The following is a 12,597-nucleotide window of genomic DNA, read 5'->3' on the forward strand; positions in this document are numbered from 1 at the left end:
ATTATTTGCTGACTTTTATTTTGAGGTTATAATGCATTAATGTTTTAAATTTATAGTTACCCTTAAGGATACTAATTTATATTGAGATGCTGAAATAAATTTTGCATGATCATTTTATGATGAGCAGTTATGTTTTATCAGCATTTTTATAGAAAGAGGATTTTTGTAATCGCAAAAATCGAATTCTTGTTGTAAAAGTTATAGCTAAGTATGCTTAAAAAGTAGTACGTCATTCCCTTAGGCTTTACCATGGAACCTACAGAAGTAGTTATAAAGCCAAGCTATCTCAGCTAGTACTACTTTTATATCTAGTAGGCTATAGAGATGATGGTTTGCAAATTTTTTTAAACGCTTGGCACTCGTAGCTAGGAGAAAACGCAAAAAAGTATCAAAAACTAAATATAGCGATTTACGATAAGAGGAGAGGATAGAGAGATGGCTGTATACAAAATAATTATCAATCCTGAAGATATTCAACAAGAAAATTGTGTTATTTGTCAAAAATCATTGATAAACCAAAATTCAGAATTAATTGAAGGAGACACAAGAGCATGTGTCACAGATTGTGGACATTACTATCATAAGGTATGTATAGACACTTGGCTAAATAGATCAGAAACCTGTTCATTATGTAATAAAAGTTTTGGAGAAAAAAGACATCTTCAGGAAGACAATTTTGTTCTTAATGAATTTATAGCGAATGAGGGTTTTAACGATTTGGGGCAAGCTGACGATTGTATTATTTGCTTACAATCCATGAGGAATGTAAGATTTAATATTCAGTGCCTAAATAATCATAATATTTTTCATGAGTCATGTGCCAGGACTTGGTTAGAAATCTCCCATAATTGTCCTATTTGTAGACAGCCATCTCGAATGCCAATCCAATATTTTGTATCTAATCAGCGACAAAATATAAATCACAGAGTTATACCAGAACCTGTGTATCAAGTAGCGCTAAATCCATTATTGCCAAATAGGAATTCCTTTTTTCAAAATATTATTAACAATGTTTTTTCAAATAACCTTACTTTGCAAAGCTTAAAACAAGCAATTAACAATGCTACAACAGCATACTTAACATGGCGTGGCAATGGGAGAGGATTTTTTCATTTTACTAACGTAGGAAGAAACAGGGCAATTAATTTTAATCTTCAGATTCAAGAATATAATGGTTCTGTAACAGAGTGTTGGCATCACATTTGTAATACTATAATCCATTATCCACGTCATAATCATTCATATACTTCTTTTATATTAAATAGCTTTAGAAGCCTTAGATTAGTATCAGATACGACTGATTACACTTCCGGTGAGCATAGTGTTTGCACCGAACGTAATCATTTACTTAATATAGGTTTGTCACAAATTAATATAATAACGGCTGACCAAAGTAGAAGGATAAATGGTTTCATATTAGGAACATCAGTAGGGTGCAGATTGTTTTGGAGAATTTGCTTTCACGAGTACCAAGAAGAAATACTATCTCAACTAAGTGCTACAGGAAAAGATATCAGAACAGTTAACCTCCAAAATAATGATCAATTAAGATTAAACTTGATGATTGGACAAGAAAGGTTTAGGAGTATTACCCCTGCGTTTTATCGAGGTGCGCATCTTATTTTAATTGTGGGTAGTAGGGCAGGTTACATAGACTTTGCAAGCCGTATACAAAACAATAATAATGTTCCTATAGTATGGATTCAGCTCCCAGAATGAAGAAAAGTCAGATGTAATTTAAACATAAGACTTTAGTAATGGAGAGCAGGTTTATTCAAGGTTGTTTCTAATTTTTTATTTATATGCAACATATTTTTTAAAAAATATCAGATTTAGTTATACTGATAGCTTATAATATAACGATTAGTAAAAAGTATATTTTATTTTATGATTTTTTATAATTCCTTATCTGGAAAAAAAGAAGATTTTAAGCCAATTATCCCTAATAAAATTAAAATGTATGTATGTGGTGTGACAGTATATGATGATTGTCACATTGGTCATGCAAGAACTTATATAGCATTTGATGTTATAAACAGGTACTTTAAATATCGTGGATATGATGTAACCCTAGTAAGAAACATTACAGATATTGATGATAAGATTATCAATAGAGCTAGACAAAATAATGAGTCAACCATAGAGCTTGTAGATAGAAATATTAAAGCAATGCATGAGGTTTTTGGTAGGCTTAATATCCTTTGTCCAAATAGTGAACCTAAAGCTACAGAGACAATCCCTGAAATGGTGCAAATGATAGAGACATTGATAGAAAAAGGTTATGCCTATCAAGGAGCAAATAAAGATGTATTTTATCGCGTAACTAAATTTGCTGATTATTGTAAGTTAAGTAAGCAAAATTTAGAAGCTTTGCAACAAGGGGTCAGAGTTGAAGTTGATGATGAAAAAGAAAACCCTATAGATTTTGTACTTTGGAAAGCAGCTAAAAAAGATGAGCCAGCTTGGGATTCTCCATGGGGGATGGGACGTCCTGGCTGGCATATAGAATGCTCTGCAATGGCAAAAAAATTATTAGGAGAGACTTTTGATATTCATGCAGGTGGTTCTGACCTTAGGTTTCCTCATCATGAAAATGAAATTGCTCAATCTGAAGCTTGTAATGGGTGTACTTTTGCTAATTATTGGTTACACTCTGGTATGGTTAAAGTTAATACTGAAAAAATGTCTAAGTCGTTAAATAATTTTTTTACTATAGTAGATGTTTTGCAAGAGTACCATCCAGAAGTAATTAGATACTTCTTAGCTTCAACTAATTATAGAAGTGAGATTAATTATTCAAAAGAAAATTTAGATAATGCTAAAGCTTCTGTTGAAAGATTATTTAATGCTCTTAGAGACGTTGAGCCTATAGAAGTTAATTTGCCAAGTGACGCGTGTGAATATGAGCAAAAGTTTATAAAAGCAATGGATAATGATTTTAATACTCCTGAAGCATTAGCAATCTTATTTTCATTAGCTAAAGAGATAAATACATTTAAAGCTACAAATAAATATAAAGCTAGTGGTTATGCTTACCTATTACGTAAATTATGTGATGTGTTAGGCATTTTATTTACAAATGTAGAGGATTATTTTAAACAAACTAGTGATGAAGATGTAAATATTGAGCAAATAGAGAGTCTAATAGCTAAGCGTATACAAGCTAAGAAGGATAAAGATTATACAACAGCTGATCAAATAAGAAACCAGCTACACCGACAAGGTATTATATTAGAAGATACAGCATTAGGCACAACTTGGAAAAAAGGATAGTTAATGTTTAACAGAGAGAAACACAAAGATATTTTAGAGAATTTACACTCAATTAGAGATTATATTCGTTGGGCAATTTCAGAGATGACTTTGCAGAAGGCTTACTTTGGTCATGGTTCAGAATCAGTTTGGGATGAGGCTGTACATTTAGTGCTTTCGGCAGTAAATATAGCTCATGACATTGATAGTAATATGATTAGTGCAAAGTTGCTTACAGAAGAAAAAAATAGAGTTATAGAATATGTTTATCAAAGAGCATATAAGCGTAAACCATTGCCATATATCCTTAAAAAGTCATGGTTTGCTGATATGGAGTTTGATATAGACGAAAGGGTGATTATCCCTCGCTCTCCAATAGCTGAACTTATCAGTAATGATTTTTCACCATGGATAAGTGATATAGATGATGTGAGAAACGTTTTAGATTTATGTACAGGCAGCGGTTGTATAGGTATAGCTTGCTCAAATGTTTTTGAAAAAGCTGATATAACTTTGGTAGATATATCTGACGATGCTTTAGATGTGGCTAGACATAACATCGCTAAACATAAACTAAATGATAGGGTACAAGCCGTAAAATCAGATTTATTTAATAATTTGAAAGGTAAGAAGTTTGATGTAATAGTTTCAAACCCACCTTATGTTGATAGAGAAGATCTCGCAAGTATGCCCAGAGAGTATCACTATGAACCAAAGCTTGCTTTAGAAGCTGGTGATGATGGTTTAGATCTTGCTAAGAGAATTATTCTAGAAGCTGGTAACCATATGACTGAAAATGGTGTTTTGATAGTTGAAGTTGGAAATAGCCAATATGCTTTGATGGAGATGTGCCCAGATATTCCTTTTACCTGGTTGAGTTTTAGTGAAGGAGGTGATGGAGTATTTTTACTTACGTACACAGAATTAGTCAAATATGAAGAGCTCTTTAAGGAGTACTTTAAGAAATGAAAAAATAGTTATTTATAAAAGAGCTATAGTTTTAATTTGACCATTACAAAAATCGTCAGAGGACACTGCCCATAGTCTATCTATAAATAATCCTCTTGCTTTAGCTGGGAAAGAATATCAATCGGTCTTTAACACTTATGTCAAAATGTTTTTTGACACACTTAGTATAGTCCCCTGGTATAAATGCAGAGAACGGAGTTTGGTAATTCACCAGCTTACATTCATAAGGTATGACATAATTTTGCTCCCAGTAGTTATTAATAGTACCAGAACCCTGAGCATTAAAAGGTTTCATAGCTTTACAGCCTAGAACTTCATCAGCAGGTATTTCTACATTAAGGTATTTGGCGAAATTTTCATAGTAATTTATACGGTTTATAGATTGAGGAGCTTCTGTACCTTTACCACATTCTACACCACCGTTGATAATCTGGGTTGTTATACCAAATCCTGGAAATAAACCATTAGCTTTATCAGCAGCGTTTGGTTGCCATGTACCATCAATCACATGTAATATAGATGGTTTTGGAGATTGTGGGTATACAAAAAAGAATATATCAGAAGCTAAGTTTAACCAAGTATCAGCAACTAACTCAGGGTTATCTAGAAGTATACTTGCATCACCAAACATCGCTTGTGAGAAAGATCCATAGTTATAGTTATACTTTAGCTGTTTTGAGCCCCTACCGAAGTATGATTTAAACTCACCGTTTTTAAATTTACCACAAGGCCAAGTTTCACCTTGCCATGTTGTTGGACTGCATAGTTGGTTATAGCCATTTCTAGATTTTTCAGTAAATCCAGACTCACGTAATAAAACTAGACCTTGACGCCATTCTGGAACGTCCCAGTGTGCTGTGTGTCCACCCGTTTCTTGAGTAAAATGAGCAAACATAGTAGCTAGTGATTTACGACAGATTGCATCTGCATCTCTGCCATCATCATAGCTACCACAGAAAGCTGGGAATTTAGCGACAGCTTTTAAGAAGTTTTCATAAGTATATTCGACAGATCGTTTAGGGAATATATAATTCCAATCCTTTTCTGAGATTATGCTTTCAACTCTTTTTACATTTTCTGGGTTATTGGGAGATAGAGGTTTAACAATTTCAACAATTTTGTTATCTCTTGTTCTTATAGTATTTTTAATTAGAAGCATTTTAGGATCATTAGTTAACTCAGCTTCTTTTGCATCTAACTCTTCTTGAGTCATAACGTATCTATTACTAAGGTTTACTTGATCAACGCTTTTGGGATAAACAGGATATTTAAATATATTACCTTGACTGTTATCATTAACATAGTCTCCACCTATCCAAAGGCCGCTAAGAGCAATATTATCAGCGTCATTTGCTATACTGAAATGTAAGTGATAAGTTTTACCGTTTTCTAATATAGCACCAGTACCTTCTGGATACCATGCTTCTGATGTTATTAAAGTATTTCTTGCCTTTGTCTTTTGAGTTATATTGCCTGGAATCCCCCATACCCTATCAATGCTAATGTCGTTATTAAATTTAACTACGATATTACTATTTCTTAAGTCGATATCGTCATAACACGTGAAGTCTATAATATAGCCGCTTCTAATTTTTTTAAATCCATCCATAGCACAGATTCCAGCATATGAAACTGTACTCATTAAGGCTAGAATGATAGCAGAAATAAATTTCACTTTTAGTTTCATAAGTCTTTCCTCTTTCAAATTTTTTATAGTTTGGATAAATATACAAGTTAAGTGTTTTGCTTTATATACGGGAGATTTGATAGGCCTGAATGGTTTTTGATAGGGTTGAGAATATCTTTGTATGTTACAGTTAGAATCTCTATAATTATGCTAATAACGCCATAATGAATAGGTTAGAAGTAGTTATTAGATTGCAAATAGACCCTTAGGTGAGAGAAATTATTTAAAGCTAATATTTTAATATATACTTAATAATAAGTATTAATTAAACAAATTTTCTAATTAATGATAAAAATAAATACTTTCACGCTTTTAAAGCGCAACCTAATAAGAGGTAGTCAAAGAATACAGGTTTAGATATTTACTATTTGATAATTATATCAGGGAAGAAATGTTTAACACAGTTGGTGTAATCACCTGCTTTAAAAGCTGAATATGGAGTTTGGTAACCAACTAGCTTACATGCATAAGATTTACCATCAGGGTTTCCAGCTATCCAACTATAGTCTTGTTCCCAATAAATATTAGTAGCTCCAGCCCCAGCAGCATCAAATTGTTTCATTAGTTTACAACCTAATACTTCATCAGCAGGTATTTCTACACCAAGATATTTAGCAAAATTCTCATAGTAGTTGATACGGTTCATAGATTGAGCAACTTCTACGCTACCACCACACTCTACACCACCATTGATAATCTGAGTTGTTACACCAAATCCTGGAGTTAATCCATTAGCTTTATCAGCAGCGTTTGGTTGCCATGTGCCATCAATTACATGTAACATAGATGGTTTTGGTGGTTGTGGGTATACAAAGAAAAATACAGCAGAAGCCAAGTTTAACCATGTATCTGCAACTAGCTCTGGATTATCCAATAGTACTCTTACATCACCATACATAGCTTCTGAGAATGGACCATAATTGTAGTTATAGCTTAGCTGTTTAGCACCTCTACCAAAATATGATTTAAAGTCACCATTTTCAAACTTGCCACAAGGCCACGTTTGTCCTTGCCAAGTATCAGGATTACATTCACCGTTGTAACCACCACGCATATTTTCATCCCAGCCCATTTCACGAACATGAACTAGACCTTGACGCCATTCTGGAACGTCCCAGTGTGCTGTGTGTCCACCCGTTTCTTGAGTAAAATGAGCAAACATAGTAGCTAGTGATTTACGACAGATTGCATCTGCATCTCTGCCATCATCATAGCTACCACAGAAAGCTGGGAATTTAGCGACAGCTTTTAAGAAGTTTTCATAAGTATATTCGACAGATCGTTTAGGGAATATATAATTCCAATCCTTTTCTGAGATTATGCTTTCAACTCTTTTTACATTTTGTGGGTTATTGGGAGATCCTGCTTGGACAGCTTCAACAATGCTATTATCTCTAGTTTTGATTGAGTTCTTAATTTCAGTCATTAATGGATCACTAGTTAATTCAGCTTCTTTAGCATCTAACTCTGCTTGGGTAGTCACGTATTTATCGCTTGGAATGACAGGGTCAACTGGATCAACTGGATCAATTGGATCAATTGGATCGTCAGGGTTACTAGGATCGTAATTTCCCCAAGCCATATTCCAAGCACTTCCTGTACCTGGGGCATAAGCCCAAGCTGCCCCTGAGCACCAAGCTTCTACCCCAGTTTTGCAACGATAAAGTTTTCTATCTTTTTTAACTATATCACCACTTTTGTATGTTGCAGCTTCTGAGTATTGGGGATATTCTGAACCTGGTTCTACAGGGTCTACAGGGTCTACAGGGTCTACAGGGTCTACAGGGTCTACAGGGTCTACAGGGTCTACAGGGTCTACAGGGTCCGCTGAACCAACTTTAAAATCTTGAACGCTAAACTCAGAAGCGCTAGGAGAGAATTGTATAGTGGCAGATTTTCCTTTTTTTAGAATTGTTGGGTTACCACTCCAGTCTTTTGAGGTTATAGATACAGAACTACCGCTAGTCGTTAGAACAGTATTGTCTAGGTTCCAGACGCTACCTACTTCTACTCCATTGGTTAATTTAAAGCTAATAGGATTTTTAACTAAATTAGTATCTCTGTCGCAACTAAATTCAATACTACCAGTCCAACCTGTATTAACTTTTTCTATACTACAGTTAGCAAATGCTACTGTACTTATTAAAGATAAAGTTGTAGCAGAAATTATTTTCATTTTTAAATGCATATATTTTATTTTCCTTAAATTTTAATTTATATAAATTGTTTAAAGGCGGGAATATTCTATAGTAGAAATCTGAAAAAAGATATAAAATAAAACGTCTTTTACTTGTTATATTTTGATAGCAATAGTGTTATTTATGATAAGGGTGGCCAACCAAAATGGTGTGAGCTCTATATATTTGCTCTGCTATTATTATTCTAACTATAGGGTGTGGAAAAGTCATCTTTGAAATGGAAATTTTATCTCTAGCTAAGTTTTTAATACTTTGATCAATACCATCTGGTCCACCAATCAATATTACAACGTTCGGGGTGTGGAGTTTCCAATCGTGGATTTTATTGGCTAATTCCTCTGTAGATATTATCTTAGATTGAACGTCTAATATGACTAGATAGTCATTGTCATTAAGCCGATTTAGTATAGTTTTTGCCTCCTGCTCTAGCCATAGAGTAGGATTACCAGTTTTAGTACGTTTTGCTATGGGTAGTTCTATAAGTTCAAGAAGGATAGCTTTACTAAGACGCTTTCTGTACTCCTCAAAGCCGTCACCTACCCATTTTGGAGGTTTTTCACCGAGTGATAAAATTTTGATTTTCATAATTACCTTGTAAAACACAAAAGGTTATCTTGTGAAAGCTCGGGATTGTACTGGTAGCCTCCAACATTAAACTTTTTAATACTTTGAATATCATCAATTTTGTTTGTAAGTATAAATCTAGCCATCAAGCCTCGAGCTTTTTTTGCATATATACTTATAGTTTTATAAGAGCCACTTTTATTTTCTTTGAAGTCTATATCAAGCCAGTTAGCATTTAAAAGTTTTTTATCAATAGCTTGTGAATATTCACTAGAAGCTAGGTTTATAAGGGTTTTATTATTTTGGAATTCAAAAAACTTATTTAATTGGACGGTTATTTTGTTTTGCCAATATTTGTGTAATATTTTGTTATTTATTTTAACTTTTGTACTCATTTCTAATCTATATGCTTGTATTAAATCAAGAGGGCGTAAGAGCCCATACAAACCAGATAATATTAGTAAATGTTCTTGAGAATAGTTTATAGTTTCTTCATCCAGAGTCTTAGCGTTTAGACCTTTATAAACGTCTCCGCTGAATGTGAATATTGCAGCTTTTGCATTTGTGTTATCAAATTTATCTGGGTTAAATGTGTTGTGCTTATCAAAAACTTCTTGTGCTAATTTAGGGCTTATTTTCATTAAATTTTCTATTTCATCAGTCTCATAATGCTTAAGTTTGCTAATTAACTGTTTGGTTTCATGTTTAAACTGAGGTTGCGTAAAGTTGTAGTTTATTTTTATTGGCTCAAAGTTTTGACTTTTTGCGGGTGAAATTACAATAATCATTTAGCTTATATATTACTCAAAAAAAATCCTTTTGGTAAATGATACCAGCTTAGGAGTAATAATGGAATTTGCTAGGGCAATCGCATTAAAATAAAGTTATTCAATAATCCTTGTTTTATAAGGGTTTACTGGGTTTTATTCATAAATCTTAAATAAATTATTGTAAAATAATTATACTGAACAAGCAATTTATCTAATCAATAGTGGGTTATATCTTATATGTATGCTAATTTTAGATATAAAACTAAGTCTTGTCACATAAATTTTAACAGAACCTAACTTATCAAGTTGTTTTTTAAATGCGATTGCTCTGTGGAATTTGGATTGATAACTTGTATTTTAAAGCTAACTCTAGTAATATGTAGATGCTGACTTGGTTTTCACGCAATGCTAGATTGTGAACCCCGCCAGGTCCGGAAGGAAGCAACGGTAATGGTTGATACATGTGCCGTGGTAAGGCTAAGTCAGCACTTAATTGATTGTTCTGCTGCTTGCAATGAATTAACAAAAGCTATGCCCAAGAAAAACATTGTAAAATATCTGGATAATTTAATTTTTTTCAAGTTTTACCTATTTGTATAAAAATAAAATTCTCCAACTCGATAAAAAGTTGTCCATAACACTAAAATTGTAAATAAAATACCTAGCCATAAGACCGTGGAGGGTAGCAAAATCATTATGATAAAGAAAATGAAAGTCTCTACTCTCTCCATTAAACAAAACCCGTAGATAGCATGTATTTGTTGGTCAAGGATATCTTGGATTTGTTGCTAGATTGTATTCTGAAAGTTTTAAAATAGTTGAAAGAGAGTTCCAGATGTAGTTTATTAGGTTTGAGAAGAACTTAAATAAACGAACAGGAACTAAAAATGGCACATAGACATTTAACTCTTTCAGATAGATATTATATAGAAAATTTACTTAAATTAGGATACTTAGAAGCAGCAATAGCTAATAAAATAGGATTTAGTAAAACAGCTGTTATAAATGAACTTAAAAGGAATAAAGTAGGTAAAAGTTATTCTGCAGAGATAGCCCATAAGTTGTATTGTAGTCGTAGAAAGTCAAATAATCATAAACTTACTAATGAAGTTAAAAAGCTGATAATAGCTTTACTCAAAAAGAAAATATCACCGGAGTTAATTTGTGGTAGATTAAAGCATGAAGGTATAGCTAAGCTAAGTTTTAAAGCTGTTTATAACTTTATACAAAGACATAACCTTAAACAGTTATTATTCTTCAAAGGTAGGCGTTACAAATACAAAAAAGAAGGCTCCTCAAATCAAGGTAAGATAAAGGATAGAGTCAACATATCACAAAGGCCTAAAGCAGCTAATGATAGAAAAGAGCTGTATCATTTTGAAGGTGATACTATAGTCGGTAAAGATCATAAAGGAGCTATTTTGACTATGGTAGATAGAGTTAGTAGATTCACAATTCTAGGCAAAGCTAAAGATAGAACAGCTAGTTCAATTAACCAAATTTTATACAGAGCATCAAATGGTAATAAAATTACCACAGCTACTTTTGATAATGGTAAAGAGTTTGCTAAACACAAAAATTTATCAAATAAAACTGGTATTAAAGTATTCTTTGCAGATGCATATAGTCCATGGCAAAGAGGTACAAATGAAAACATGAATAGGTATATCAGACAATTTATTCCTAAAGGTACTGATTTTAGTAATATCTCTCATCAGTATCTTAGAAAGTTGCAAATTGACTTGAATAATAGACCTAAAAAATGTTTAAATTATTTAACACCTAATGAGGTACATTTCGGAATCAGTATAAACATTGAGACTACAATCTAGCGTTTATATCTCATTAATGACAATAAGCCAAATTTTTGTATATGATTTGCAACAAAAAAACGGCTTGATTAGTATATTAGAGTATTCTAAACTAAGTGCATATTAATATACTTAAATCTATTTTATATGAATGCAGAATCTATTTTACGCTTAAGCTTTTTTTTTGGTATTTTGTTGGTTATGTTGTTATGGGAATTTGCATCTCCAAAACGTAAAAACAATCAAGTTTTTAATCTAAAAAGAAAGTTTAATAACTTAATCTTAGTTTTCTTAAATACTATTATTTTAAGGATTATTTTTCCTACTGCAGCAGTAGGAGTAGCTATATGGTGTCAAGATTACAAAATTGGATTGCTATATGCTTTTGATATCGCTATGTGGTTAGCTGTAATAGTTGCTTTTTTAGCATTAGATTTTGCGATTTATTTACAGCATGTGCTTTTTCATTATTTACCTGTTTTATGGAAATTACATCGTGTGCATCATGCTGATATGGAATATGATGTAACTACAGGGTTACGCTTTCACCCAATTGAAATTGTTTTATCAATGATTATTAAATTTGGTGTGATAATTTTTATAGGAGCTCCAGTATTAGCGGTAATAATTTTTGAAATAGTATTAAATGCTACATCTATGTTTAATCATGGTAATGTCAACTTATCGCCAAAAATAGATAAATTCTTACGCTATATAGTTGTAACTCCTGATATGCATAGAGTTCATCATTCTGTATTATCAAAAGAAACTAATTCAAACTTTGGGTTTAATTTTTCTATATGGGATAAAATATTTCAAACCTATATTAAGCAACCTAAATCAGCCCATGAAAATATGGATATTGGTGTTAATGAATATAGAAATCCAAAGCAAACTCAAACTTTATTAGGTATGTTGTGTATGCCTTTTAAGAGAGATTGAAAAATGTTATTACTTTTTACATAATTTATAGAGTATGTAATTGGAAATGTCTCTAATGCTTGTCTAATTCTTAAGTTTAGAACAAGAAGTAAGTAGCAAATCCTGCACCGAATGCTATTATAAAAATAACAGTAAGGAATGTCATTATGATTTGCCATCTAAAAATAGATATTAATAAATTATTATTTCATTTAGACCAAGGTTGCCAGTATACAGCTAAAGAGTTTAGAGATTTTCTTAAAATTCATAACCCACATTCTAAACCAAAGTGCGACACATTACAATGTTAATTCTTTGCAGTTGACTTTGAAGGAGATTTAAGTATAGAATTGCATTCAGCCTTTAAAGCTGATTAAAAACTAATCTGTTACCTATATGTTACCTTGAAGGTTTTTGATAAAAAT

The 12,597-nt window shown here is 32.3% G+C and carries 10 protein-coding genes, 1 other RNA gene and 1 pseudogene; 7 read left to right on the forward strand and 5 right to left on the reverse strand.

Annotated elements, in window-relative coordinates; genetic code table 11:
* Positions 1 to 435 precede the first annotated feature (435 nt).
* The 3 genes from SD28_RS02805 (at position 436) to prmB (ending at position 4,221) form a co-directional block, all read left to right on the forward strand.
* Entirely contained in the window at positions 436 to 1,719 is a 1,284-nt protein-coding gene (locus tag SD28_RS02805) for an RING finger domain-containing protein (RefSeq protein ID WP_039123893.1), read from the forward strand.
* A gap of 168 nt (positions 1,720 to 1,887) precedes the next feature.
* The gene (cysS, locus tag SD28_RS02810) at positions 1,888 to 3,273 is read left to right on the forward strand and encodes a cysteine--tRNA ligase (RefSeq protein ID WP_039123896.1); all 1,386 of its coding nucleotides are present in this window, start codon (positions 1,888 to 1,890) and stop codon (positions 3,271 to 3,273) included.
* Between the two features lie 3 nt (positions 3,274 to 3,276).
* Positions 3,277 to 4,221 carry a 50S ribosomal protein L3 N(5)-glutamine methyltransferase gene (gene prmB, locus SD28_RS02815; protein ID WP_039123898.1) on the forward strand — a complete coding sequence of 315 codons (945 nt, stop codon included), beginning with the start codon at positions 3,277 to 3,279 and terminating at the stop codon, positions 4,219 to 4,221.
* Positions 4,222 to 4,321: 100 nt separating this feature from the next.
* Here prmB and SD28_RS02820 read toward each other — a convergent pair whose 3' ends face one another.
* The 4 genes from SD28_RS02820 to yaaA form a co-directional block, all read right to left on the reverse strand.
* Positions 4,322 to 5,908, reverse strand: coding sequence for a chitinase (locus SD28_RS02820; RefSeq protein ID WP_052251865.1), 1,587 nt, complete (start codon positions 5,906 to 5,908; stop codon positions 4,322 to 4,324).
* A gap of 364 nt (positions 5,909 to 6,272) precedes the next feature.
* On the reverse strand, positions 6,273 to 8,096 hold the full coding sequence (locus tag SD28_RS08240) for a chitinase (RefSeq protein ID WP_039123901.1): 1,824 nt from the start codon (positions 8,094 to 8,096) through the stop codon (positions 6,273 to 6,275).
* A gap of 127 nt (positions 8,097 to 8,223) precedes the next feature.
* On the reverse strand, positions 8,224 to 8,691 hold the full coding sequence (gene rlmH, locus SD28_RS02830) for a 23S rRNA (pseudouridine(1915)-N(3))-methyltransferase RlmH (RefSeq protein ID WP_039123903.1): 468 nt from the start codon (positions 8,689 to 8,691) through the stop codon (positions 8,224 to 8,226).
* 2 nt (positions 8,692 to 8,693) lie between these two features.
* On the reverse strand, positions 8,694 to 9,458 hold the full coding sequence (gene yaaA, locus SD28_RS02835; protein WP_039123905.1) for a peroxide stress protein YaaA: 765 nt from the start codon (positions 9,456 to 9,458) through the stop codon (positions 8,694 to 8,696).
* Positions 9,459 to 9,829: 371 nt separating this feature from the next.
* On the opposite strand from yaaA, the gene ffs reads away from it, so the two are divergent.
* Positions 9,830 to 9,926, forward strand: an RNA gene (gene ffs / locus SD28_RS07865) — signal recognition particle sRNA small type.
* Between the two features lie 98 nt (positions 9,927 to 10,024).
* On the opposite strand, the pseudogene SD28_RS08190 reads toward ffs, so the two are convergent.
* A pseudogene (locus SD28_RS08190) lies at positions 10,025 to 10,174 on the reverse strand (CDP-alcohol phosphatidyltransferase family protein); the annotation flags it as partial.
* 153 nt (positions 10,175 to 10,327) lie between these two features.
* Between SD28_RS08190 and SD28_RS02845 the strand changes: the two are divergent.
* The 3 genes from SD28_RS02845 (at position 10,328) to SD28_RS08065 (ending at position 12,483) form a co-directional block, all read left to right on the forward strand.
* On the forward strand, positions 10,328 to 11,272 hold the full coding sequence (locus SD28_RS02845) for an IS30 family transposase (RefSeq protein WP_039124962.1): 945 nt from the start codon (positions 10,328 to 10,330) through the stop codon (positions 11,270 to 11,272).
* A gap of 126 nt (positions 11,273 to 11,398) precedes the next feature.
* Positions 11,399 to 12,193, forward strand: coding sequence for a sterol desaturase family protein (locus SD28_RS02850; RefSeq protein WP_039123908.1), 795 nt, complete (start codon positions 11,399 to 11,401; stop codon positions 12,191 to 12,193).
* 146 nt (positions 12,194 to 12,339) lie between these two features.
* Positions 12,340 to 12,483: a hypothetical protein gene (locus SD28_RS08065; protein WP_157698623.1), complete on the forward strand. Its 144-nt coding sequence runs from the start codon at positions 12,340 to 12,342 to the stop codon at positions 12,481 to 12,483.
* The last annotated feature ends 114 nt before the right edge of the window (positions 12,484 to 12,597 follow it).

It is taken from the genome of Allofrancisella guangzhouensis, from assembly GCF_000815225.1.
In the GTDB taxonomy this organism is placed as follows: Bacteria; Pseudomonadota; Gammaproteobacteria; order Francisellales; family Francisellaceae; genus Francisella; species Francisella guangzhouensis.